The following is a 24,010-nucleotide window of genomic DNA, read 5'->3' as shown; positions in this document are numbered from 1 at the left end:
CCACCTCTTCTTGTTATTTGGAAAAGTTTTAATCGTGGTACATCACCGACCGCCCACCATCGATCATCAGGCAGGTGGCATTGATAAAGGGCGCCTCATCGGTCGCAAGAAACAGTGCCGTCATCGCCACTTCAATCGGCTGGCCGATGCGCTTGGGCGGGTGCAGGTCGAAGGCACGCTGGCGCTCGGCGTGCGGGTCGGCAAAGCCGTTCCAGTAATCGACGTTGAGTTGGGTTTCGATATAGCCCGGCGCGATGGCATTTACGCGGATGCCCTTGGGCGCGTATTCGATGCCCAGCGCGCGGGTCAGCCCGAGCAAGCCGTGCTTGGCCACCGGGTACGGGAAGCAGCCGGGAATGATGTGGCTGGAGTGGGTGGAGGCGATGTTGATGATGTTGCCGATGCCTTGCTCGATCATGTGCGGCAACACGGTACGGCAGCCGTACCAGGCGCCGTCGAGGTCGATGGCGAAGCAGCGGCGCCAGTCTTCGTCGGTCATTTCCAGCGGGTCGCGGAACACGTTGACGCCGGCGCAATTGACCAGCACATCGACGCGGCCAAAGCGTTCGATAGCTACGTCCACCAGGGCGCGCCATTGATCCTTGGAAGTGATGTCGACAGGTTGTGCGTAGATCTCGGCGCCGTGTTCGCGCCAGTGGGCGGCGACCTGCTCGACCTTCTCGCCCTGGATATCACCGATCACCAGGCGCGCCTGCTGAGCCTGGAAGCAGGCGACGATAGCCTCGCCAATGCCTTGGGCGGCACCGGTGATGACCACGACTTTGTTCTTCAGTCGCTCGCCGTAAGTCGGCTCGGGCACCGGAGGTAACGACAACGGTTGTGCCTGCATCGCTTCACCTGTTTTGTTTTTGGTAGTGAGTGCTGATGCGCAAGACTATAAACCCAGAAACCGGAACATCTCAATATATAAATTATCATCCCATATAGTGAGCAAATATATAAAAAAACCGGCTTTAAAAGCCGGTCCTTTATGCACACTTAACCCTGTGCGAAATCCCTGAGGGCGTCGCCTTCCATGCGGTAGCGTACCCACTCTTCCTGGGGCTGGGCACCGATGGATTTGTAGAACGCGATGGCCGGCTCGTTCCAGTCCAGCACGCTCCACTCGAAACGCCCGCAGCCGTTGTCACAGGCGATTTTCGCCAGGTGGCGCAGCAACTTCTTGCCCGCCCCGCCACCGCGTTGCTCGGGGTTGATGTACAGGTCTTCGAGGTACAGGCAGTTGCTGCCCAGCCACGTGGAATAGCTGAAAAAGAACACCGCAAAGCCGATCGGCAAACCGTCGCGCAGGCAGATCAGGCCGTGGGCGGTGGCACCTTCACTGAACAGGCTGCGCTCGATGTCCACCACGCTGGCGATCACTTCGTGCCGGGCTTTTTCATAGTCGGCAAGCTCGGTGATGAAGGTCAGGATCTGCGCAGCATCGCTGGGCACGGCGGGGCGAATCTCGATGGTCATGGGCAGGCCTTGTCAGGGAAAGAGAGCACACATACTAAGGCGCTTTAATGACCGATTGCAGTGCAATTTGATTCGCGGCTAACCTGCAGGCCATCGACCTTTGAGAATCCCCATGCCCTTCACGCCCTTGACCGACCTCGCCGCGACGTTATTGCCTCACGCCCTTGAGCCTTCGGAAGACGGCGCCCACGACCTGTCGCACTTGCAACGGGTGTGGCACAACGTGCGGTCGATCCAGGCAGAGGAAGGTGGCGATCTGGAGGTGCTGCTGGCGGCGGTGCTGCTCCATGACTGCGTCGCGGTGGAGAAGAATTCGCCGTTGCGTTCCAAGGCCTCAACATTGGCGGCGGACAAGGCCGGGCAGATTTTGCAGGGGTTGGCGTGGCAGCCCGAGACGATTGCAGCGGTGACCCACGCCATCGAGACCCACAGCTTTTCGGCGGGCCTGACGCCGGTGACGCTTGAAGCAAAGATTATGCAGGATGCCGACCGTTTGGACTCCCTCGGCATGATCGGCGTGGCCCGCACATTTTACATCGCCGGGCGCATGGGCAGCGGGCTGTATGACCCGGCTGACCCAACGGCGCAGCATCGCGAGTACGACGACAAGCGCTTTTGCCTCGATCATTTCCAGACCAAGCTGCTGCATCTGGCGAGCGGATTTCAGACGCCGACGGGGCAACGCATGGCCCTGGCGCGCCATGAACGGCTGAAGGGATTCATGGATCTGTTCATCGAAGAAATCGGCACACCATACTCCGCTGCGGGCTAACGCAAGCACCGCGAACCACAGAACAATCCCACGTGCCGTGCATGGTAAAAAGTTGGGCATAAATCCAACAGACGCAAGGCTCTTCCATGCACGCCTCACCTGCGGTCGGCGGAAAACTGTTCGCCCTTTTCTGCCTCGCCAGCTACCTGCTTTCCCTGTCCTATGGCTCGACATTCTTGCTGTCGCTGCTGATCCATTCGCGCGGCGGCAACGAACACGACGCCGGCAGCGTGATCTCCATGGCGATGCTCAGCACCTTTGTGGCGGTGCTGGTTTCCGGGCATCTGGCCGACCTGCTGGGGGCTGCCAGGTCGATCGCCCTGCTCGGCGTATTGCTGGTGGTGGCGTGCCTGGGCTTTGCGCTGGCGCCGGGGTTCGGCGAGGGCTTGATGTTCTTTGGCTTGTCGTTGGGATTGGGCTGGGGCGTGTTCTACACGTTGGGGCCGATCATCGTCGCGATGCTGGTGGAACCGGCGCAACGGGCCAAGTATTTTGCCCTGCTGTCGGGCAGCATGATGACCGGAATCGGCTCCGGGCCACTGCTGGGGCGGGCGGCAAGTGCCCTGGATTTTTCGCTGACGGCGGCCTTTCATATAGCAGCGCTGGCGAGCCTGGTGGGTGTGCTGATTTTCTGGCGACTGGGTCGCGCGCTGAGTCAACACACCGCGCCGGTGGCGAAGATTTCCTGGTCAGCGACACGCAAGGTGCTGTCGTCCCGGGCGGTGTTCGCGATCATCATGGTGGGCCTCGGCGGTTGCGTGTTTGGCGGGCTGTCGAGTTTCCAGACCAGCTACGCAACGCTGCACGGGCTGGACTATTCGCTGTTCTTCCTGGGCTTCATGAGTGCGGCAATTACCAGCCGCCTGCTGATCGCCGGCATCGTGGTCAAGCGTGATCCGTATTGGGCGGCGTGTGTGTTGTCGGGGTTGATGCTGGTGTCGATTTTCCTGTTCGGGTTCAGGGTCAGCGGCAACTACAGCTACCTGCTGGCAGCCGTCACCCTGGGCGTCGGTTACGGCCTGACGTATTCGGTGATCAATGGTTTGGCTGCGAACGAGGCACCCGCTGGCACCACGTCCCAGGCGTTGCTGCTGTTCAGCCTGGCGTACTTTATCGGGGTGTTCGGTTTCCCGCTGCTGGCGGGCAAGGTCATCGTCGAATACGGCATGCCGACCCTGTTGATGAGCGTACTGGCGGTGGCGCTGCTCAATTGGCTGATCACGGTGGCGCGGTTGATCTGGCGCCGAATCTCATCACACAAAATCTTACAAGCGACATAAGACCGTTCGTCGGTATCGAGGCACGAATCACAAACGGGGGCGGACCAATATCAGGTAAGGACATTAATCATATGGAGACACCATCATGACGACTTCCAAATTTGCCGCCCTCGCCCTCACCGGTTTGCTGTCTGCTGTTTCGCTGAGCAGCTTTGCTGCCACCACAGGTTCCAGCACCGGCCCGACCGACCCTGTCGGTAGCCCGCCCAACCCGGCCGCCCAGGAGTCGAAGGACTCGATGGGTACCGGCATGGACACCAACGGCGGCGCCATCATCGACAACAGCAGGGACCCACGCACCCAGGGCGACGACACCAATCGCAACAGCGGTGCGGTGCCCAACGGCAAAATGGGACCAGGTGCCACTTCGCCCTCGATCAATAAAGGCGATGACTCCAACATCCCCGGCGCGCCAAAACAGCCAGCGCCTTAATGCGCAAGAAAGACGAACACCCAACCATTTCCCAGTGAAGAGGTATGCATGAACGTCGATCACAACCTTGAAAAAGAAGTCCTCACCCGTCTGCTCCACGCTCATCCCAGTGGGTTGGGCAAAGAAGTGCTGGACAACTACCGAGGTGAAAAAGTGGTGGCCAGCGCCTTGGCCACCTTGCAGGACCGCGGGTGGATCAAGGAAGGCCATGTGACCTGCAACGATGCCGGTGAACATTCGCTGAACCTGCCGATCAAGCTCACCGCGTCCGGCGTGGAAGCGGCTCGCAAGCTTGAAAGCGAAGCGAGCCAATAACACACCTTGCCTGGTCTGGCCCTTGTATCTTGTATGAGGGCCAGAAGGAGTATCGCAATGCCTCGTGGAAGCAAAGCCAAATACACCACCGAACAGAAGCGCAAGGCCGCCCATATCGAAGCGAGTTATGAGCACCAGGGCTTGTCGAAAGAAGAAGCCGAGGCGCGGGCCTGGGCCACCGTCAACAAGCAGTCTGGCGGCGGCGAAAAGGCCGGCGGTTCAGGCCAGCGCAAGGCGCCGGCGAAGAAGTCCCAGGACCGGCATGAGTCGGCCAAGCGGGCTGCGGCCAGCCGTGAGGGGCATCCGCGTAACAGCCGGGTTTCGCTGGGTACACAGACCAAGGAAAGCTTGCTGAAGGAAGCGCGCGCCAAGGACATTCCCGGGCGCTCGACGATGCGCAAGGATGAGTTGATTGAGGCGCTGAAAAAGGCCGGTTAAAGCGGATCAAAATGTGGGAGCGGGCTTGCTCGCGAAGGCGGTGTATCAGTGCCAGATTCATTGGCTGAGCCACCGCATTCGCGAGCAAGCCCGCTCCCACATTTTTTGGTCGGGTTTTCACCCAAGGAATCAGCGGTGGGCGGCCACCAGTAGCATCATTGGGCGCTCAAGCTCTTCTGCCAGTGCGGGACGGGCCTTCAGGTCCGCTTCGCTCGGGCCCCACTCGTCTACATGGGTCAGGGTGAACCCCGCCTGGATCAACAGCGTCAGCAACGTGCCCACGGTGCGATGTTGCTTGATCACACCCTCCGCGAGCCAGTTTGTCACCCGTGGTCCTTGCAACTGGTAGCTGTCCACCGGCCAGCTCTTGCGCCCTTGCTCATCAATCAGCCAGCCCGGCTGCCGGGGCGCCATGAAGATCGGATGCTCGATGGAAAATACCAACCGCCCGCCCGGCACCAACGCTTGATGGATACGCGCGAACAGGCCTTTCAGATCGACGATGTAATGAAACGCCAATGAGCTGTAGGCCAAGTCGAAAGCGGCATCCGGAAGGTCGAGTTTTTCCAGGTCGGCGATGCCATAGGTGATGGCCGACGACGAAGTCATCTCCTTTGCCCGCGCCAGCATTTTTTGCGAGACATCCAGCCCCAGCACCTGCTCGGCGCCCTGCTCCCGGGCCCAGCGACTGAACCAGCCGTAGCCGCAACCCAGGTCCACCACTTTCAACCCTGGCATCGGCGGCAGCATGGATTGCAACGCCGGCCACTCCGGCGCGCCGGCGAGGCCTTCTACCGAGCGGCCCATTTTGCTGTAGCCCTCGAAGAAAACCTCGGTGTCGTAGATGTTCTGGGTCATGACGCTGCTCCGTGCTGAATGGCGACTATTCTGCCGAATCAGCCCTCGCTCAACAACGCATCCACTTCAGCCGTGCCCGGTGAGGTGGCCGGCCCCCAGCGCGTGACCGCCAAGGCCGCCGCCGCGTTCGCGCGACGTGCCGCGACAGCTGGCGCCAAACCATTGGCCAGGCCAGCGATAAACACCCCGGCGTGAGCATCGCCCGCACCGTTGCTGTCCACCGCCTTGACCTTGAATCCCGGCACATGCTCGGCCTGGCCATTACGGCTGATCCAGCAGCCATTCGGTCCATCGCGCACCACCAGCAAGGTGTCGGCGGGCAAGTGCTCGTTGAGCTTGAGCAATGCCCCCGCCAGATCGCTCGCGCCGGTAAAGGCCAGCGCTTCCGGACCGTTGCTGGTCCAGATATCGATACGCGGCAACAGGGCGACCATCAAGGCCGAGTCCGGTGCCTTCACCAGCGGGCCCGGATCGAACACCACCGTGATCTGGCGCGGCAATTCCAATAGCCAATCGAGCAACGCCTGGGCCTTGCCTTCCAGCAGCAGGCTGTAGCCGCTGACGTACACGTAGTCGTCGTCGCGTGGTACCGCATTGGCCAGGTCTTGCGCCAGCAAGTCACCCTCAGCGCCAATATGAGAAATGAAGGTACGCTCGGTAGTGGCTTCGGTCAGGGACACACACAGGCCGGTGTCCTTGTCGTCGCTGGCGGCCAGGGCCATTTCAATGCCCTCGGCCTGCATCGCCGCGCGCGCCAGGTCGCCGAAGCGGCCGGTGCCATGGCGGCCCAGGTAGACCACCGGCAAGCCATTGCGTCGGGCCGCGGCCATCACGTTGAAGCCACCGCCGGCTTCGAAGCTGGCGGAGTTGGCCAATACATCGCCGCCGGTGGCGGGCAATGTGTCGAGGGACATGACCAGGTCGACGATGACCTGGCCGCTGTGCAGCAATCTAGACATTAGCGCTCTCTACCAAAGCCGGACGACGATCAGCCGCGCCACCCAGTACCGCATAAATCCCGCCGGCCACCAGGAAGGTGACGATCCAGCCCAGGCCGTTATGGCCCAGCCACGAATCGGACAGCGGCCCGGCGAACCAGATGTTCTCGGCCGTGGTGCCGATGGTGGTGAAGCTGAAGCCCAGCACGATCGCAATCGCCCAGGCGCCGAACGCACGCCATTCAACTCCGCCACGGTACCAGTAGGCGCTGCTTGGCGTTACGTCCAGCAGGTCTTTGGGGCTGTAGTAGTGGCGATGAATCAGGTCGACCACAAAGATCCCGACCCAGGCGGTGATCGGTACCGCCAGCAACGAGATGAAGGTGATGAACGGGCCGTAGAAGCTGTCGGCGATCAGCATGAAGTAGATCGAACCGGCGAAGATCGCAACGATGTCGACGATCACCGCGTGCACGCGCTTGACCTTCAAACCGAGGGTCAAGGTGGTGAGGCCCGCCGAGTACACCGACAGGTTATTCGACAGCAACAGCCCGCCAAACGCGGTGATCAGGTACGGCACCGCCATCCAGGTCGGCAGCATGTCGCGGATCGCGATGATCGGGTCAGTGGCCGACGCCAGGTCGTTGTTGCCCACCGACAGCAAGCCGCCGAGGGTGATCAACAGCACCAGCGGAATCCCCGCACCGAATGCCGCAGAGGCCACCAGGCGCACGGCCTTGACGCTGCGATGCTGGTAGCGCGACATGTCGGCACCGGCGTTGGCCCAGCCGATACCGGTACCGGCGGCCATGGTGCCGATGCCAATGATCATCGCGCTCAACGGCGCAGGCGTGGCGTTGAACACCGCGCTCCAATCGATGGTGGCGCAGAGGAAGCCGCCCACCAGGATATTCAGTGCGCCGAACACGTAGGTGGCCCACTTCTGGATCACCAGCAAGGTGGCATGACCCAGGCCCGACACGGCGAGGGTCAGCAGCACGAAGATGCCGATGAACAGCAGGGTCAGTACCGGAGCGCTTTTGGCGGCAACCGGCGAATTGAACAGGATCGAGCACAACGACAACAGCACGAACGCAGCCGTAGTGGTGTTGACGGTTTCCCAGCCGAGGCGCGACATCAGCGACACCAGCGTCGGGCCGATATTGCCGCGTACGCCAAAGATCGCCCGGGACAGGGTCAGGCTCGGTGCACGGCCACGACGGCCGGCGATGGAGATGATGCCCACCACCGCAAACGAGCCGGCGGCGCCGAGGATCGCCACGATGATTGCCTGCCAGATCGCCAGGCCGCGAAACGCTACGAGGGTCGCGCCCAGGGGCAAGCCGAGGATGCTGATGTTGGCCGCAAACCAGACCCAGAACAGTTGCAGCGGATGGCCGTTGCACTCGCCTTCCGGGACCGGCTCGATGCCGCGTGTTTCCAATTGCCCGGCGCTTTGGCCGGAAGAGGACGTACTCATGGTGGGGTGCTCCTGATGCCTGTTTTTTTGTGGTTGTGGCAGGTTGGCAAGTTGAATCTGTGTTCCGGTCTTCCTGACTCGACTGGATCAATGTGTGGCTTGCCTGCGATAGCGTGGTGTCAGTCGATGATTCATCAACTGATCGACCGCTATCGCAGGCAAGCCAGCTCCCACATGTTTCGATCTGCGGTGCTCAGCGCAGCTTGAGCAGGCCTTGGACCAAGGGTTCCAGGTCCAGTTGGTTAACCTGCTTGACCTGTTCGATCATCGCCTCAGGCCAGCACTGCATCCCCAGGCACGCACCGAGCATCGCACCGAGAATCGCGGCGATGGTGTCGGTGTCGCCGCCGAGGCTGGCGGCCATGCACAGGGCTTCGATGGCGTTCATTTCACCCACCGCGACTTGCTGCGCGAGGGCAAACGACACCACCACCGATTCCTGGGACGCCACGGAGGTGCCGATCAATTCGTAAAGCAGGTCGGTAAACAGCGCCTTGTCGCCGCTGTCGACACTCAAGGTGCGCGCCCAACTGATGCGGGTGGCGATGCGCCCGCCGGCAATCCAGTGGCCGTGGTTTTCCGCCTGCTGGGCGATCTGCGTGCCGATGTTCAGCGCTTCGCCCAGATCGACGCCGTTGACCCCGGCGGAAACCACCGCCGCCACCGCCGCCGCGCTGGAGATGCCCAGGTTGGTGTTGTGGGTGACCTGGCACGCCTGGATCACCGCCTGGATAAACTGCGCCGGGTCGTTGACGTCCGCCGCGATGCCCACCGGGGTGATGCGCATGGCGGCGCCGTTGGTGGTGCCGTAGCGCCCGGATTCTTCCGGGGTATGGCCCGCCAGGATCATGTCGATCGCCCGTTTGGTGGACGGGCCCAGCAAATCCTGGGACCCCTTGGCGCGCATCACCGCTTCCCAGTCGATCAGGCGCTGGGCCAGTTCGGTGGGTTCAATCCTGCCCTGCCCGTCCACCAGCAACTGGCCGACGAGGATCGCCTGTTCGGTGTCATCGGTGATCGAGCCCTTGGGCATGTTCGGCGCGATCGGCTGATCGGCGTCGGCATCTTCCAGGCCGGTGATCGCGCCGAAACGCGCCTTGACCTGCTCGCGGCTCAGGGACTGGGTGGGCATGCCCAACGCATCGCCCAAGGCCAGGCCGTAGAAGGCGCCGAGGGCGCGGGTGGTGGCGGTCATGTCGGTGTTCCAAATTGAAGGTGCAAGCGGAAATGCAGAGGGTCGAGCAGGCTTTCGACGGATTCCATGAAGCGGTCCTGGCGGTCGTAGGTGGTGCGCAGGGCCTTGAGGAACACCGTGCCCACCGGGCGCCCCAGGAGCTGGGCGTCTTCTTCGTTCAGAGGCTCGGCACCGATCCATTGGTTGCCGGTGGCGCCGACATAGCCATAGGCCGCCAGGGTGATGGTCAGGGAATTATCGATCAGGCCGACTTGCGGCAGGCTTTCCAGGCCACCGGAGGCCGGCATCAGCGAGCGCTCCAGGGACACGAACGTGCCGTCGGCAGCGCGACGGCGGCGGTCGAGGGCGATGAATTGGTCGCTGCCGTGACGGCTGAGCAGGTCCGGACGGGTGACGGCTTCCAGGCGCAGGATTTCGGAGGTCACCACCGCGCCGGTGTCGGCCAGGGCTTGGGCCCAGCCGCTGCGCTGGTCGAGCACCATGCCGTCGAAGGTGACGATGGAGCCGACACCGCTTTGGGTGGCGATGTAGCTGCGGCGCTTGAGTTCGGCCAGGGCTTCACGCAGCGTGCCGCGGCTGACGGAAAACTCTTCGGCCAGTTGGTGCTCGCCCGGCAGCAGGACACCGTCAGCCATCACTCCACCCTCGATACGGCGGATCAGCTCGTCGACGACGCGTTTTTTCTTATCAAATCGGACATGTCTAATCATGTACAAATTGATAACCGAAAGCGCCCGGCTACAGCAAGCGATTTATTTCAGGGATAGCGAGAAATCAGCCTCAGGGCTCCAGGCCGATGGGGAAAAATACCCCGCCGCTCCAGACGCCAAGCCAGTTCTTACCGTTGATCGGACGGGTCACCGCCAGCTCCACCAGCTGGTAGAACGCATTGCGGTGAACCAGGGCTTCGAGGTTGGTGCGCACCCGCAGGTATGGCGAGGGTTCCTGGGTGTCCGGGTCGATCACCACCCGCAGCGGATGCTCGATACCGGCCTCGACCTGCTCATCCACGTTGGTAGTAAAGCGCAGGACCTGGCTTTCGCCCTGCCCTTCGACTTCCAGGGTCACGGCGACAAAGGGCGCGTCATCGACCTTGATCCCGACCTTTTCCACCGGGGTGATCAGGAAATAATCATCGCCATCGCGGCGAATGATAGTGGAGAACAGCTTGACCATCGGCTTGCGGCCAATCGGCGTGCCCATGTAGAACCAGGTGCCGTCGCGGGCGATGCGCATGTCGATATCGCCGCAAAACGCCGGATTCCACAGATGCACCGGTGCAGGTCCCTTGCCCTTGGGCAATTGCGCCAACAGGTCATTGGCCTTGGCCGGATCGGTCATGCTGTACTCCTTGTGTCTTACTGATCGCTCATGCCCAACAGGCTGCGCGCGTAGTGCGCCAGGGGCTTGCCGATCAGATCTTCAGGCTTGTTGTCGTGGAACGTCAGTAAACCGCCACGGCTGTGAATCCGCACAGTATCAATCAAATACTGGGTACTGGTCTCGATCAACATGACCTGGATGGTTCCGGTGTCGATACCCAGGCGATCCACCGCCTCCTGGTCAGACCATTCATCGGCGTTGCCGATACGGTCATCCGCCTGGGCGAAGCGGCAGTACAGCAGGTAATGCGCACCCGCCGCGCGGGCTTCCGACATCGCCTGCTCGAGGCCTTCCGGCTTGCGGGCGCGGCGGACCATCGGGAAATATTCGACAAAGCCGTTGAAGGCTTCCTCGGCCACCACGTTAGGCCGTGGATAAGCACTGCCCGGCGGGGTGAAGGCGCCCTGGGCGATGAAGACGAAGGAGTCCGGCTGTATGCGGACCGAATTGACGCGGCGAGTATCGCTGTGGTCCAGCAGCCCGGCATCGCTCATCTGATAGCGCGTGCCTTCGGCCATATCACTGACGGTCATGCAGCCACCCAGCGCGAGTGACGCCAGCACCAAAACCAGACTACGCATCCTAATTCTCCAAAGGCCGGTGACGGAAAACCGGCGAATGGGCACGAGATGCAGATTTTGCGCCAGCTTGCGAGACTAGCCGCCGATGATCTTCATGATGGTGGCGCCGCCGGAGAAGGCCACTTCCTGCTTGTCACCCAAGGCCTTGACCAACAAGCGCTGCAAGGCCGGCAGGGCCTGGTGGCGGGGTTTGTCCAGCAGGTCGCCGACGTAGTGGCGGTTGCTCGACGACAGGCAGCCATGCAGCCAGCCGGTGGACGACAGGCGCAAACGCGAACAGGTCCGGCAGAACGGCACGCTTTCGTTGGCGATGACACCGAAGAAACCTTTGCCGGGCACTTCGTAGCGCACGGCAGTGGCGTCCACCGGGGCGTTGGCTTGCAGGTATTCGTACTGTTCGCCGATCAGGCTGAGCAATTGCTGAAGGCTGACGAATTGCTGCAGGAACGCGTTGGAATCGTTGGCCAGGTGGCCCATGCGCATCAATTCGATAAAGCGCAACTCGTAGCCACGCTCCAGGCAGTAGTCGAGCAGCGGCATCACCTGGTCGAGGTTCTGGCCGCGCAGCGGCACCATGTTGACCTTGATCTTGATTCCGGCGGCGCTCGCCTGGTCCATGCCATCGAGCACGGTGGCCAGGTCGCCACCGCGAGCGATGCTGCGGAAGGCGTCGGCGTCCAGGGTGTCGAGGGACACGTTGATCCGGCGAATCCCGGCGTCCACCAGCAGCGGCAGTTTGCGCGCCAGCAGTTGGCCGTTGGTGGTCAGGCTGATATCACTGAGCCCCATCTGCCCCACCGCGCCCATGAAGGCTTCCAGCTTGGGGCTGACCAACGGTTCACCGCCGGTAATCCGCAGGCGCTCGATGCCGGCGGCCTCGATCAGGTACTCGACACCCCGCGCCATCGCCTCGGCCGACAGTTCGTCCTGCGCAGCCACCAGCCGCTTGCCGTTGGGCACGCAGTAGGTACAGGCGTAATTGCAGGCTGAGGTCAGGCTGATCCGCAAATTGCGGAATCGCCTGCCTTGACGATCAACGATCATGGATCACTCCGGCAGAGGATAATTCGGGCGCACTAAAACCTGACTGAAAAATCAAGTTTTAGCAAGATCCTTGCCTGAGTATATTCCTGGGTTACTGCGCTGGGCAGGAAATCATATCGCCATCACGCTGGCGAATGATTCAAGTGGCCGGCGTTTCGGCGTTCGGCAAATCAGTGCTGTGCTTGCGCTTGTTGCCCATGCGCACGCCGATGTCCATCAGGAACTGGAAGAAACCTTCCTGATCTTCCAGCACATTGCTCCAGAACGGCGAGTGGTACAACGCCACGGCGCCGTGCACCAACGCCCAGGCGGCGCAGTAGTGGAAATACGGTGGCACGTCTTCGAGCTTGCCTTCGCTGATACGGCCCTTGATCAGCAGGGTCAGGCGTTCGAAGTTCGAGGCACGGATCTTGTGCAGCTCCTCGACCATTTCCGGCACCTGATGGCCCTTCACCACTTTTTCTTCCAGGCGATCAAACAAGCGGTAGCGCTGCGGGTCACGCATGCGGAACTCGAAGTAGGCGCGGGACAGCGCTTCCTTGTCCTTGTCGACATCGGCCGAGTGCAGCAGCTCGTTCAGGTCGCGCTCGTAGTCGAGCATCAGGCGCAGGTAGATCTCGGCCTTGGACTTGAAGTGCTTGTAGATGGTGCCTTTGCCGATACCCACGGCATCCGCAATCATCTCGACGGTGACGCTGTCTTCACCCTGGTCGAGGAACAGCTTGAGTGCGGTGTCGAGAATTTCCTGCTCGCGGCGGCGAAACTCACGGACCTTGCGGGGTTCTTTGTGCATAAGAAAAAGGTCTGCAGAGATGGATATTGGAAGGGCGTTCGCTCCCCAAGCCGTGCTTGTCGGAACGTTTTACCCGGTGCGCGGGATTATCCCGACTGAACGGTCGTTGGGCAACGCCTATATGAACAACCTTTGCACTTAACTTACAACACGCCAACGAATGTGCCGATTCGAGTCAGAAATAAAACAGGTGATTGGCGCGTGTGCATCGCATCCAATGAGAACTCAACCGAAGCGGGCGTATTCCAAATCTGTTTAAAAAACGATCAGATGTGGCTGGACTGAATCGGATACTGATCAATACTTGAAATGTCGGCGTGGCATCTCCCCCAAGTGACGCGTCGACCTGGGTACCGACGGACTGCGTACCCTTGTTTTACTCCTAATGGTCTTAGCCCGGATTCACCCCCCAGAACCCGGGTTTTTTTTGCCTGCGATTCAGTGGCCGACGTGGGCCAGCGGGAACAGGCGCTTGAAGTTTTCGGTGGTCTGTTCGGCAAAGTGCTCGTAGGACTCGCCCCGCAGCATCGCCAGGTAATCCGCCACATCCCGTACGTATTCCGGCAGGTTGGGTTTGCCGCGATGGGGAATTGGCGCCAGGTACGGCGAATCGGTTTCCACCAGCAGGCGGTCTGCCGGGACCTGGCGCGCGACATCGCGCAGGGCATCGGCGTTGCGGAAGGTCACGATGCCCGACAAGGAAATGTAGAAACCAAGGTCCAGCGCGGCCTTGGCCATGTCCCAGTCTTCAGTGAAGCAATGCAGCACACCAGCCTGGGGCAGCGCGGCTTCGCGCAGCAGGGTCAGGGTGTCGGCACGGGCGCCACGGGTGTGGACGATCACCGGCTTGCCAGTCTGCTGGGCGGCTTGCAGGTGCAGACGGAACGACGCCTGCTGCAACTCGGCAGCTTCCGGTTCGTAGTGGTAATCCAGGCCGGTCTCACCGATGGCCACCACGCGCGGGTGATTGAGTTCACCGAGCAGCCAGTCGAGGGCCGGGGCTTCGCCGGGCTTGAGGTCCAGCGGGTGAATGCCCACCGAGCAGTCGACATCCGCATAACGATCGGCCAGGGCTTTGACGTCGGCGGCGTTTTCCGCGCTGACGCCGATGCACAGGAAGTGCCCTACCCCACGCTGGCGCGCAGCTTCAAGGGCGGCGTCGAGGGAGCCGCCGTGCTGGGCCAGGTCGAGGCGATCAAGGTGGCAATGGGAATCTACGAGCATAGGGATCTACAACTTGAGTCACGGAAAGTGTCTGGCCAACGATACACCCGTCGGCCACTGAAATTAACGGCGGCCGAGCAAACCGACCCACTGCACCAGCAAGGCCTCAAGCAACAGCACGCGATTGAGGTTGGCCTTGCCGAGGACTTTCTGGCGTTGGGCGAGGATCCAGTCCTGGATGTTCAGCACCTTGTCCTGGGCGCTCTTCTGCGCCAGGTATTGCACGACTTTGCGCATGTCCGGCAGCCCAAGGCCGTTTTCGTCCTGGGTCAGCTGGTAGCGCAGGATCAGGCTCGACCAGTCGCAAAACCAGTCGAACAGCAGCAGCAAGGGAATGTCTTTCCAGGCGCTTTCGGCCAGTTGCGTGGCCGACACTTCCTGCTTGAGCAGTTTCTTCACCCCGTCCACCACCAGCGCACGCTGTTCACGCACGCCCTGGGCCTGGAGCTTGACCGCCGCCAGAGGCGAACCGGCCGCCAGGGTCAGCAACTCGACGCGCTCCGCCTCGCCGCAGTCCGGCAACGCCTGGGCCAGCCACTGCAAGCTCATGGCTTCGCTCGGCAACGGGCAGGCCTGCTGCACGCAGCGGCTGCGAATGGTCGGCAGCAGGCGGCTGGACTGGTGGCTGACCAGCAGCAGCACGGTATCGCCGGACGGTTCTTCCAGGCTCTTGAGCAAGGCGTTGGCGGCGTTGATGTTCATCGACTCCACCGGTTCGATCAGCACCACCTTGCGCCCGCCCATCTGCGCGGTCTGCACCACGAAGCTGACCAGATCACGCACCTGGTCGACCTTGATCGCCTTGTCGGCCTCTTCCGGTTCCAGCAGATAGTTGTCCGGGTGGCTGCCGGCCTTGAGCAGCATGCAGGATTTACATTCGCCGCAGGCTTCCAGGCCGTTGGGCCGCTGGCACAACAAGCTGGCCATCAGCCGCTCGGCCAGGGCGCGCTTGCCGATGCCCACCGGGCCGTGGAGCAGGTAGGCGTGGGCGTGCTGGGCACGGCCCGCCAGTTGCTGCCAGAGGCTGTCCTGCCATGGATAGGCTTCAGCCACGGACACGCTCCACAAGCTTCGGCAACAGGGCGTCAATGCATTGCTGAACCTGAGTCAACGGTTGTGCGGCGTCCAACAGGTAGTAACGAGCGGGGTCGGCTTCGGCGCGCTTGAGAAACGCGCCGCGCACAGCTTCAAAAAAGACTCGGGTTTCCAGTTCGAAACGATCGAGGCGACCCCGGGCGGTGGCACGGGCCATGCCGACTTCCACCGGGAGATCGAACACCAGGGTCAGGTCGGGCCGCAAATCGCCCTGGACGAAGGTTTCCAGCGTCGCAATGCGCTCAAGGGACAAGCCACGGCCGCCGCCCTGATAGGCATAGGTGGAATCGGTAAACCGGTCACAAATCACCACGGCGCCTCGGGCCAGTGCCGGGCGAATGACTTCGGCCAGGTGCTGGGCGCGGGCGGCGAACACCAGCAACAGCTCGGTGTCGGGGTTCATCTGTTCGTCGCCCGGGGTCAGCAGCACTTCACGGATACGCTCGGCCAGTGGCGTGCCGCCAGGCTCACGGGTCAGCAGCACCTCGATACCTTCGGCGCGCAGGCGCTCGGCCAGGTATTCACGGTTGGTGCTCTTGCCGGCGCCTTCCGGGCCTTCCAGGGTAATAAACAAGCCAGTCACAGGCAGTCCTTAGTCAGAGTCATTGCGGGCTTTGCGGCGCGGCGTCGTCGGGTGCCGGAGCCGGCTCGGCGGGCGTATCCACCGGCGCGTCCGCAGGCTTTGCCGCCGGCGCCGGGCTGGAACGGTAATCGGCGCGACGCTTCATCTGGAACTCACGCACTGCTGCGTTATGCGCATCCAGGTTATCCGAGAAAATATGGCTGCCATCGCCGCGGGCAACGAAATACAGGCTGCTGCCCGCCACCGGGTTCAGCGCAGCATGAATCGCCTCCCGCCCGACCATGGCGATCGGCGTCGGCGGCAGGCCGGCGATCACGTAGGTGTTGTAGGGCGTGGCTTCCTTGAGGTGCGCGCGGGTCAACTTGCCGGTGTAGCGCTCGCCGAGGCCGTAGATCACCGTCGGGTCGGTTTGCAGCAGCATGCCGATCTGCATGCGCCGCACGAATACCCCGGCGATCTGGCCGCGCTCTTCCGGCACGCCGGTTTCTTTCTCCACCAGCGAGGCCATGATCAGCGCTTGATAGGGGTCGGTGTACGGCGCATCGGCCGCACGCTTGCTCCACTCCTGGGCGAGGACATCGTCCAGACGGTTGTAGGATTTTTTCAGTAGTTCAACGTCGCTCATGCCACGCACGAAGCGGTAGGTGTCCGGGAAGAAGCGCCCTTCAGGAAATACGCCCGGGTGACCGAGTTTTTCCATCACCTCGCTGTCACTCAGGCCGGACAGGGTCTGCTCGATCTTTTCATGCTTGGCCAGGGCCGCGCGCACCTGGCGGAAGTTCCAGCCTTCCACCAGCGTAATGCTGTACTGCACCACTTCGCCACGCTGCCACAGGCCGATCAGGCCCTCGGCGGTGAGGCCCGGGGTCATGCGGTATTCGCCGCTGTGCAGCGGCTGGCCGTCGAGGTTGAAGCGCCAGTAGAGACGCAACCAGAACGCATCCTTGAGCACGCCGTCATTTTCCAGGCGATTGAAGGTGCCGGTGGGCGTCGCGCCAGCCGGTACGTCCAGCAATTGCTCCTGGGTCAGATTCAAGGGCTGTTCAAGGGCCGAGTTCAGCTTCCAGGCCGAAGCGCCCAGCAGCAAACCCGCCAGGACCAGACCGATCTCCAGCAACAATACAAATTTACGTCTCAAATCAAATATCCAATAGTGCGCGAACAATGCCCTGCAGTTTACGGGTGAGCGGCCCAACCGGCCAGCTCATCGCAGCACATCCGCGCACCGGCCAAATGCCATATACGCTGTTGCACACCAAGACTTCATCGGCCTGTTGCAGCTGCTCAAAGCTGATATCGGCCACGCTTGTCGGGATGCCCAACGCCTGCGCCTGGGCCAACACCTCGGCCCGCATGACGCCGGCGACGCCGCAGCGTTTCAGATCAGCGGTCAGCAACACGCCGTCACACACCAGGAACAGGTTGCTGAACACGCCTTCGATGACTCGACCGGACATATCCAGCATCAAACCTTCGGCGTGATCGGCATCCTGCCACTCGGCGCGGGCGAATACCTGTTCCAGGCGATTGAGATGCTTGAGGCCGGCGAGCAACGGTTGCTCGGACAAACGCGTGGTACACGCAAACAGGCGGATGCCTGACGCTGCATGTTCCGGGGGATAAGTGGCAGGTGGACTGCCTTGCAGAATGCGCCGCGCCGGAGCGCCAGCACTGATGCCATAACCGCGCTGGCTGTCGCCACGGGTCAGGATCAACTTGAGTACACCGTCACCGAGGGCGGCGGCGTAGGCCAGCAATTCGCTGCGGATCAGGGGTTGATCCGCAACAATCGCCAGCCGCCTGCAACCTTCTTCAAGGCGCTGCAGGTGGCGGTCAAGCAGCACGGGCTGCCCGGCCTTGACGGCAATGGTCTCGAACAGCCCATCACCGTATGCCAGGCCACGGTCTTTCAGGGGCACTGCGCCCGCCGGCTGACCGTCGACCCAGCTCTCCATCACTCGGCGAACCGGCGGAACACCAGGGAACCGTTGGTACCACCAAAACCGAACGAGTTGGACAGCACCACGTCGATCGGCATCTTCTGCGGCTCGTGAGGCACGAAGTTCAGGTCGCAGCCCTCATCCGGTTCATCGAGGTTGATGGTCGGCGGAGCGACCTGATCCTTGATGGCCAGCACGCTGAAGATTGCCTCGACCGCGCCCGCCGCACCCAACAGGTGACCGGTCATGGACTTGGTGGAACTGACCGCCAGCTTGTAGGCATGCTCGCCGAATACCGACTTGATGGCCTCGGCTTCCGCCAGGTCGCCGGTCGGGGTCGAAGTGCCATGGGCATTGATGTACTGCACCTGGTCAACGTTGACCTTGGCATCACGCAACGCATTGGTGATGCAGCGTGCAGCACCCGCGCCATCCGACGGAGGCGAGGTCATGTGGTACGCATCACCGCTCATGCCGAAACCAATCAGCTCGGCGTAGATGGTTGCGCCACGGGCCTTCGCGTGCTCCAGCTCTTCGAGTACCAGCGCACCGGCACCGTCGGCCAGAACAAAACCGTCACGGCCCTTGTCCCACGGACGGCTGGCACGGGTCGGCTCGTCATTGCGGGTCGACAACGCACGGGACGCGCCGAAGCCGCCCATGCCCAAACCGCAGGCGGCCATCTCGGCACCGCCAGCGATCATCACGTCGGCCTCGTCATAGGCGATATTGCGCGCCGCCATGCCGATGCAGTGAGTGCCCGTGGTGCACGCCGTGGAAATGGCGTAGTTAGGCCCCTGGGCACCCAAGTGGATGGACAGGAAACCGGAAATCATGTTGATGATCGAGCCAGGCACGAAGAACGGTGAAATTCTGCGAGGGCCGGACTCATGCAGGGTGCGGCTGGTTTCTTCGATATTGGTCAGACCGCCAATACCCGAACCCATGGCCACGCCGATGCGCTCACGGTTGGCGTCGGTGACTTCCAGGCCGGCATTACGCACCGCCTGAAAACCGGCTGCCAGGCCGTATTGAATGAACAGGTCGAGTTTGCGGGACTCTTTGACCGAGAGATATTCCTCGACATTGAAGTCCTTTACCGAGCCGCCAAAACGGGTGGAATAGGCAGAAAGGTCCGTGTGTTCGATCAGACCAATACCACTGCGGCCAGCCAGAATGCCCTGCCAACTGCTCGGCACATCCGTACCCAGTGGCGACAACATACCCATACCGGTGACTACGACGCGTCTACGCGACACAGCACTCTCCTTTTTCTAATGACGACACTTTGCATCAGGCTTAAAGGAAAAAACCGCACGCCATAGGGCAGTGCGGTTTTTCCATCACAGCAAGCGACGATTACAAACTATTACGCCTGGTGGCTAGTAACGTAGTCGATAGCAGCTTGAACGGTAGTGATTTTTTCAGCTTCTTCGTCCGGGATTTCGGTCTCGAATTCCTCTTCCAGAGCCATCACCAGCTCAACGGTGTCAAGGGAGTCGGCACCCAGGTCTTCAACGAAGGAAGCGCTGTTGGTCACTTCTTCTTCTTTAACGCCCAGTTGCTCGGCAACGATTTTCTTGACGCGCTCTTCGATGGTGCTCATACCTTGTTTTCACTCCTAATGGACAAATTCAGGCAGCTGGCCAGTGGGTAAGTGTATAGAAAGACTTTTCAGCTTTTCAACTGAAAGCTTCACCCTCGTACCCTATTGGCCATCTGCCTATAAATAGATTGCAGCTTTATAACGGATTTTAGACAGCTCGTATGACATTTTTTTGAAGCGATCCGTCACAATTTAACTCATGTACATCCCGCCGTTCACCGGGATTGTAGCCCCAGTCACGTATGCCGCACCGTCGGATGCCAGGAAAGCGACCACATTCGCGATCTCTTGAGCCTGGCCTAGACGGCCCAGCGGAATCTGCGTCAGCAACGCTTCACGCTGCGCTTCAGGCAATTCGCGGGTCATATCGGTGTCGATGAACCCTGGGGCCACCGAGTTGACCGTAATCGACCGCGAGCCTACTTCACGCGCCAATGCACGGCTGAAACCTTCCAGACCGGCCTTGGCGGCTGCGTAGTTTACTTGGCCTGCGTTGCCCATGGCACCCACAACAGAGCCAATATTGATAATTCGACCCCAACGAGCCTTGGTCATACCGCGCAAAACACCCTTGGACAGGCGAAACAGACTGTTCAGGTTGGTATCAACGACGTCATGCCACTCGTCGTCTTTCATACGCATCATCAGGTTATCGCGGGTAATACCGGCATTGTTCACCAGAATAGCCGGTGCACCGAATTGCGCCGTGATTTCAGCCAATACGGCCGCCACGGACTCATCGCTGGTCACGTTAAGCTCAAGACCGGTGCCCTGGACGCCGTTTTCCTTCAGCGTCGCGGCAATACGTTCAGCGCCGGCGGCGGAGGTTGCGGTACCGATGACCACAGCGCCCAGACGGCCCAGCTCCAGGGCGATCGCCTGGCCAATGCCACGGCTTGCGCCGGTGACCAGTGCAACTTTACCTTGCAGACTCATGCAGGCTTCTCCTAGGTTCGGAAATTAACGTCAGGCCAGGGCTGCGCGAGCGGCAGCGAAGGCATCCGGGGTATTGAGGTTGGAAGTCGACACGCCTTCGGCGCAACGCTTGTTCAAGCCGGCGAGGACTTTGCCCGGGCCGCACTCTACCAATTGGGTGGCGCCGTTGGCGGCCAGGGTCTGCACCGACTCAACCCAGCGAACCGGCTTGTACAGCTGTTCCAGCAGATCGCGCTTGAGGGTTTCCAGGTCAGAGGCCACGGCGGCACTGACGTTCTGCACCAACGGAATCTGCGGCGCCTGCCAGTTGATCGCAGCGATCGACTCGGCGAAACGCTCGGCAGCCGGGCGCATCAGTTCGCAGTGGGACGGCACGCTGACCGGCAACGGCAACGCACGCTTGGTGCCACGGGCCTTGCAGCTTTCGATGGCGCGCTCTACCGCCGCCTTGGCGCCGGCGATCACCACCTGGCCAGGGGAGTTGAAATTCACGGCGCTGACCACTTCGCCCTGGGCCGCTTCGGCGCAGGCGGCAATCACGTCAGCATCTTCCAGGCCGAGAATGGCAGCCATGCCGCCCTGCCCGGCAGGAACCGCTTCCTGCATCAACTGGCCACGACGCTCCACCAGCTTGACCGCTTCACCGAGGGTCAGGCTGCCAGCAGCTACCAGGGCGCTGTATTCGCCCAGGCTATGACCGGCAACGTAGGCCGGACGTGCGCCGCCTTCAGCCAGCCACAGGCGCCACAGGGCGATGGAGGCGGTGAGGATGGCGGGTTGGGTCTTGTCGGTTTGATTGAGCAGCTCTTCCGGCCCTTGCTGGGTCAGTGCCCACAGGTCGTAACCCAAGGCATCGGAGGCTTCCTTGAAAGTGTCCAGGACCAACTGATGTTCCGCGCCCAGCTCGGCCAACATGCCGAGGGACTGCGAACCCTGCCCTGGAAAGACGAATGCGAGGGATGTAGACATGTAACAAGCCCCTAATGATCTGGTCGTCGGAAATTGGCGCCCCACACGTGGGAGCGCAAGAAACTGACAGATTGGATGGTCAATTGAACTGGCCGGTCACATTTAAGCATTTCCGGCCCGATTCGCCTAAGGCAACAGATCCTCAAGGCGGCCGTGCAAGCGTTGCGGCAGGTTTTCCTGGATCTCGATCAAGGCGCGCTGGATGGCACTTTGAAAACCCTGCACCCCCGCCGAACCATGACTTTTCACCACGATGCCCTGCAACCCCAGGAAACTCGCACCATTGTGCCGCGCCGGAGCCAGGTCAGCCTGCAAGCGCCGCATCAAGGGCAGCGCCAGGGCGCCCACCAGGCGTGACGCCAGGTTGCGCTTGAACAAGGCCTCAATGCGCGCAGCAATCATCGTCGCCAGGCCCTCGCTGGACTTGAGCAGGATATTGCCGACAAAACCGTCGCACACCACCACGTCGGCTTCGCCGCGGTACAGACCGTCACCCTCGACAAAGCCGATGTAGTTCAAGCCTCGCGCGCTTTGCAACAGCGTCGCCGCCAGCTTGACCTGCTGGTTGCCCTTGATGTCTTCGGTGCCGATATTCAGCAGCGCCACCCGAGGCCGGGCCACGCCCAGCGCTTCGGCCGCCACCGAGCCCATCAGGGCAAAGTGCAGCAGATGCTCGGCACTGCAATCGACGTTCGCCCCCAGGTCCAGCAACTGGCAATAGCCCTGCTGGGTCGGAATAGCCGCAACCATCGCCGGCCGGTCAATGCCCGGCAGGGTTTTCAGCACATGCCGGGACAACGCCATCAACGCCCCGGTATTGCCGGCACTGACACAGGCCTGGGCCTTACCGTCGCGTACCAGCTCAAGCGCCACCCGCATCGAAGAATCAGGCTTGCCGCGCAAGGCCTGCGCAGGCTTTTCATCCATGGTGATGGTTTCGCTGGCCGGTGTAATAGTCAGGCGCGCGCGATCCACCGCCGGATGGCTGGCAATCAGTTCTTCAAGTAAGGAGGGTTGACCGACGAGGGTCAGGTGCAGCGAGGGCGTGGCAGACAGGCAAGCAATGCAGGCCTGAACAATGCTGCGGGGACCGAAGTCCCCGCCCATTGCGTCAATCGCGATGACTTGAGCAGACAAGTGATTACTCGTCAGCGCCCTTGTCGATCACTTTACGGCCACGGTATACGCCTTCTGGCGATACGTGGTGACGCAGGTGAACTTCACCGGTGGTTTTTTCTACAGACAGAGTGCTTGCCGTCAGGGCGTCGTGCGAACGACGCATGTCACGGGCAGAGCGGGATTTTTTGTTCTGCTGAACAGCCATAATTGATTAACTCCTAAACGTTTGGGTCACGCTTTAACTGCGCCAATACACTGAACGGGTTGGACCGCGTTACCTCGTCCTCGCTCGGTTCGGGCTCATCGAGACCCGCCGGCTGCTGGCATTCTTCCGGATGATGAGCAGGCACAATGGGCAAGGCGAGCAAAAGCTCCTCCTCGATCAGTGACTGCAGATCCAAAGGATCTTCGCCCAGTTCCAGCACGTCATAACCTTTCGGCAACGACTGGGTATTCGCACCCTCTTTCACCACAGCATAACTGCATTCGCTGTGGATCGGCAGGGTGACCAGCTCAAGACAACGCTGGCAAACCATTTTGACTTCGGTGTCGATAAAGCTGTGGATTACCACAGACTTACGTTCATCTCGTTCAAAAACGAATTTAGCCTGCACCGTACCGACAGTGTCGGAAAGCGGGTCGCAGAGTCTCTCCAAATCGGCCAGGAGCAGCTCACCTTGAAGGGTGGTGCCACGATCAGCCAATTTGCGCGGGTCAACGTGAGGTGGAATCGGGTCATTCAACATAGGCGCAGCATTATAGGGATGCACCCGGCCATGTCAAAGGAAATTCAGCCCTGTCCGTCACCGGGCCTCCCCGCTAGAATCCGCGACTGCCTTGAGGAGACGCCCATGCTGCCTTTATTACTCGCTTCCAGCTCGGTTTATCGCCGGGAATTGTTGAACCGCCTGCACCTGCCGTTCATCTGCAGTTCGCCGGATATCGACGAAAGCCACCGCCCGGACGAGTCTGCCGTGGAACTGGTCAAGCGCCTGGCCGAGGAAAAGGCCCGCGCACTGGCTGACAGCCATCCGGGCCACCTGATCATCGGCTCGGACCAGGTCGCCGCGCTCGACGGCCAGATCATCGGCAAGCCCCACACCTTCGAGAAAGCCCGTGAGCAACTGCTGGCGGCCAGCGGCAAGCGCGTCAGCTTCCTCACCGGCCTGGCTGTACTGAACAGCGCCACCGGCCATTGCCAGGTCGACTGCATCCCCTTCACCGTACACATGCGCACGCTGGACGCCGCACGCATCGAACGCTACCTGCGCATCGAGCAACCCTACGACTGCGCTGGCAGCTTCAAGGCCGAAGGCCTGGGGGTGAGCCTGTTTCAAAGCACCGAAGGGCCAGACGCCACCAGCCTGGTCGGACTGCCGCTGATCCGACTGGTGGACATGTTGCTGGCCGAGGGCGTGCAAATCCCCTAAGGACACCACAAACAGATGTGGGAGCTGGCTTGCCTGCGATGCAGACACCTCGGTACATCAGTTGCACCGAGGTGATGCTATCGCAGGCAAGCCAGCTCCCACATTTCGAGCCATGTCGC

At 61.4% G+C, this 24,010-nt stretch carries 29 protein-coding genes; 6 read left to right on the top strand and 23 right to left on the bottom strand.

The window, feature by feature from the left end; genetic code table 11:
* Positions 1–28 precede the first annotated feature (28 nt).
* Both HX815_RS01145 and HX815_RS01140 read right to left on the bottom strand, forming a co-directional pair.
* Positions 29–850, bottom strand: coding sequence for an SDR family oxidoreductase (locus HX815_RS01145; RefSeq protein ID WP_004371237.1), 822 nt, complete (start codon positions 848–850; stop codon positions 29–31).
* Positions 851–999: 149 nt separating this feature from the next.
* Positions 1,000–1,479 carry a GNAT family N-acetyltransferase gene (locus HX815_RS01140; protein ID WP_004371239.1) on the bottom strand — a complete coding sequence of 160 codons (480 nt, stop codon included), beginning with the start codon at positions 1,477–1,479 and terminating at the stop codon, positions 1,000–1,002.
* A 112-nt stretch (positions 1,480–1,591) separates the two neighbouring features.
* On the opposite strand from HX815_RS01140, the gene HX815_RS01135 reads away from it, so the two are divergent.
* From HX815_RS01135 to HX815_RS01115, 5 genes are all read left to right on the top strand, one after another.
* A complete protein-coding gene (locus tag HX815_RS01135; protein WP_177027701.1) occupies positions 1,592–2,251 on the top strand; it encodes an HD domain-containing protein in 660 nt (219 codons plus the stop codon).
* Positions 2,252–2,337: 86 nt separating this feature from the next.
* Positions 2,338–3,531: an MFS transporter gene (locus HX815_RS01130; RefSeq protein WP_177027700.1), complete on the top strand. Its 1,194-nt coding sequence runs from the start codon at positions 2,338–2,340 to the stop codon at positions 3,529–3,531.
* Positions 3,532–3,616: 85 nt separating this feature from the next.
* Positions 3,617–3,964, top strand: coding sequence for a hypothetical protein (locus HX815_RS01125; protein ID WP_177008408.1), 348 nt, complete (start codon positions 3,617–3,619; stop codon positions 3,962–3,964).
* A gap of 48 nt (positions 3,965–4,012) precedes the next feature.
* Complete coding sequence (locus HX815_RS01120) at positions 4,013–4,279, top strand: hypothetical protein (protein WP_087692767.1); 267 nt, start codon at positions 4,013–4,015, stop codon at positions 4,277–4,279.
* Positions 4,280–4,336: 57 nt separating this feature from the next.
* Positions 4,337–4,717 carry a Rho termination factor N-terminal domain-containing protein gene (locus tag HX815_RS01115; protein WP_177027699.1) on the top strand — a complete coding sequence of 127 codons (381 nt, stop codon included), beginning with the start codon at positions 4,337–4,339 and terminating at the stop codon, positions 4,715–4,717.
* 129 nt (positions 4,718–4,846) lie between these two features.
* Here HX815_RS01115 and HX815_RS01110 read toward each other — a convergent pair whose 3' ends face one another.
* From HX815_RS01110 to HX815_RS01010, 21 genes are all read right to left on the bottom strand, one after another.
* Complete coding sequence (locus HX815_RS01110) at positions 4,847–5,575, bottom strand: bifunctional 2-polyprenyl-6-hydroxyphenol methylase/3-demethylubiquinol 3-O-methyltransferase UbiG (RefSeq protein WP_177027698.1); 729 nt, start codon at positions 5,573–5,575, stop codon at positions 4,847–4,849.
* A gap of 38 nt (positions 5,576–5,613) precedes the next feature.
* The gene (locus tag HX815_RS01105; RefSeq protein ID WP_177022191.1) at positions 5,614–6,534 is read right to left on the bottom strand and encodes a PfkB family carbohydrate kinase; all 921 of its coding nucleotides are present in this window, start codon (positions 6,532–6,534) and stop codon (positions 5,614–5,616) included.
* A complete protein-coding gene (locus tag HX815_RS01100) occupies positions 6,527–7,993 on the bottom strand; it encodes a cytosine permease (RefSeq protein WP_063027958.1) in 1,467 nt (488 codons plus the stop codon). The genes HX815_RS01105 and HX815_RS01100 overlap by 8 nt, the downstream gene beginning before the upstream one ends.
* A gap of 193 nt (positions 7,994–8,186) precedes the next feature.
* On the bottom strand, positions 8,187–9,188 hold the full coding sequence (locus tag HX815_RS01095) for an ADP-ribosylglycohydrolase family protein (RefSeq protein WP_177027697.1): 1,002 nt from the start codon (positions 9,186–9,188) through the stop codon (positions 8,187–8,189).
* The gene (locus tag HX815_RS01090) at positions 9,185–9,898 is read right to left on the bottom strand and encodes a GntR family transcriptional regulator (RefSeq protein WP_080673275.1); all 714 of its coding nucleotides are present in this window, start codon (positions 9,896–9,898) and stop codon (positions 9,185–9,187) included. Before HX815_RS01090 ends, HX815_RS01095 begins: the two co-directional genes overlap by 4 nt.
* A 70-nt stretch (positions 9,899–9,968) precedes the next feature.
* Positions 9,969–10,529: a DUF1285 domain-containing protein gene (locus tag HX815_RS01085; RefSeq protein ID WP_177027696.1), complete on the bottom strand. Its 561-nt coding sequence runs from the start codon at positions 10,527–10,529 to the stop codon at positions 9,969–9,971.
* Between the two features lie 17 nt (positions 10,530–10,546).
* Entirely contained in the window at positions 10,547–11,152 is a 606-nt protein-coding gene (locus HX815_RS01080; protein ID WP_004371272.1) for a DUF4823 domain-containing protein, read from the bottom strand.
* Between the two features lie 75 nt (positions 11,153–11,227).
* Positions 11,228–12,196: a GTP 3',8-cyclase MoaA gene (locus tag HX815_RS01075; RefSeq protein ID WP_004371275.1), complete on the bottom strand. Its 969-nt coding sequence runs from the start codon at positions 12,194–12,196 to the stop codon at positions 11,228–11,230.
* A 139-nt stretch (positions 12,197–12,335) separates the two neighbouring features.
* Positions 12,336–12,989: a TetR/AcrR family transcriptional regulator gene (locus HX815_RS01070; RefSeq protein ID WP_004371278.1), complete on the bottom strand. Its 654-nt coding sequence runs from the start codon at positions 12,987–12,989 to the stop codon at positions 12,336–12,338.
* A gap of 438 nt (positions 12,990–13,427) precedes the next feature.
* On the bottom strand, positions 13,428–14,213 hold the full coding sequence (locus HX815_RS01065) for a TatD family hydrolase (RefSeq protein WP_177027695.1): 786 nt from the start codon (positions 14,211–14,213) through the stop codon (positions 13,428–13,430).
* A 63-nt stretch (positions 14,214–14,276) separates the two neighbouring features.
* Positions 14,277–15,266, bottom strand: coding sequence for a DNA polymerase III subunit delta' (locus HX815_RS01060; protein WP_004371282.1), 990 nt, complete (start codon positions 15,264–15,266; stop codon positions 14,277–14,279).
* Positions 15,259–15,891: a dTMP kinase gene (tmk, locus tag HX815_RS01055; protein ID WP_177027694.1), complete on the bottom strand. Its 633-nt coding sequence runs from the start codon at positions 15,889–15,891 to the stop codon at positions 15,259–15,261. Before tmk ends, HX815_RS01060 begins: the two co-directional genes overlap by 8 nt.
* Before the next feature lie 19 nt (positions 15,892–15,910).
* Entirely contained in the window at positions 15,911–17,029 is a 1,119-nt protein-coding gene (gene mltG / locus HX815_RS01050) for an endolytic transglycosylase MltG (protein ID WP_177027693.1), read from the bottom strand.
* A 1-nt stretch (position 17,030) separates the two neighbouring features.
* A complete protein-coding gene (pabC, locus tag HX815_RS01045) occupies positions 17,031–17,846 on the bottom strand; it encodes an aminodeoxychorismate lyase (protein ID WP_177027692.1) in 816 nt (271 codons plus the stop codon).
* Complete coding sequence (gene fabF / locus HX815_RS01040; protein WP_004371291.1) at positions 17,846–19,090, bottom strand: beta-ketoacyl-ACP synthase II; 1,245 nt, start codon at positions 19,088–19,090, stop codon at positions 17,846–17,848. The genes pabC and fabF overlap by 1 nt, the downstream gene beginning before the upstream one ends.
* Before the next feature lie 110 nt (positions 19,091–19,200).
* Positions 19,201–19,437, bottom strand: a complete 237-nt coding sequence (acpP, locus tag HX815_RS01035) for an acyl carrier protein (protein WP_004371293.1) — start codon at positions 19,435–19,437, stop codon at positions 19,201–19,203.
* A gap of 192 nt (positions 19,438–19,629) precedes the next feature.
* Positions 19,630–20,373 (bottom strand): 3-oxoacyl-ACP reductase FabG, encoded by a 744-nt coding sequence (fabG, locus tag HX815_RS01030; RefSeq protein ID WP_004371297.1) that lies wholly within the window; start codon positions 20,371–20,373, stop codon positions 19,630–19,632.
* Between the two features lie 30 nt (positions 20,374–20,403).
* On the bottom strand, positions 20,404–21,342 hold the full coding sequence (gene fabD / locus HX815_RS01025) for an ACP S-malonyltransferase (protein WP_177027691.1): 939 nt from the start codon (positions 21,340–21,342) through the stop codon (positions 20,404–20,406).
* 126 nt (positions 21,343–21,468) lie between these two features.
* On the bottom strand, positions 21,469–22,479 hold the full coding sequence (gene plsX / locus HX815_RS01020; RefSeq protein WP_080673274.1) for a phosphate acyltransferase PlsX: 1,011 nt from the start codon (positions 22,477–22,479) through the stop codon (positions 21,469–21,471).
* A gap of 4 nt (positions 22,480–22,483) precedes the next feature.
* Positions 22,484–22,666, bottom strand: coding sequence for a 50S ribosomal protein L32 (rpmF, locus tag HX815_RS01015; RefSeq protein WP_004371305.1), 183 nt, complete (start codon positions 22,664–22,666; stop codon positions 22,484–22,486).
* A 13-nt stretch (positions 22,667–22,679) separates the two neighbouring features.
* On the bottom strand, positions 22,680–23,207 hold the full coding sequence (locus HX815_RS01010; protein WP_004371317.1) for a YceD family protein: 528 nt from the start codon (positions 23,205–23,207) through the stop codon (positions 22,680–22,682).
* A 105-nt stretch (positions 23,208–23,312) separates the two neighbouring features.
* On the opposite strand from HX815_RS01010, the gene HX815_RS01005 reads away from it, so the two are divergent.
* Positions 23,313–23,891 (top strand): nucleoside triphosphate pyrophosphatase, encoded by a 579-nt coding sequence (locus HX815_RS01005; protein WP_004371319.1) that lies wholly within the window; start codon positions 23,313–23,315, stop codon positions 23,889–23,891.
* Positions 23,892–24,010 lie beyond the last annotated feature (119 nt).

The organism is Pseudomonas sp. E6002 (assembly GCF_013385565.1).
In the GTDB taxonomy this organism is placed as follows: domain Bacteria; phylum Pseudomonadota; class Gammaproteobacteria; order Pseudomonadales; family Pseudomonadaceae; genus Aquipseudomonas.
This window is presented reverse-complemented; position numbering and strand designations above follow the sequence as displayed.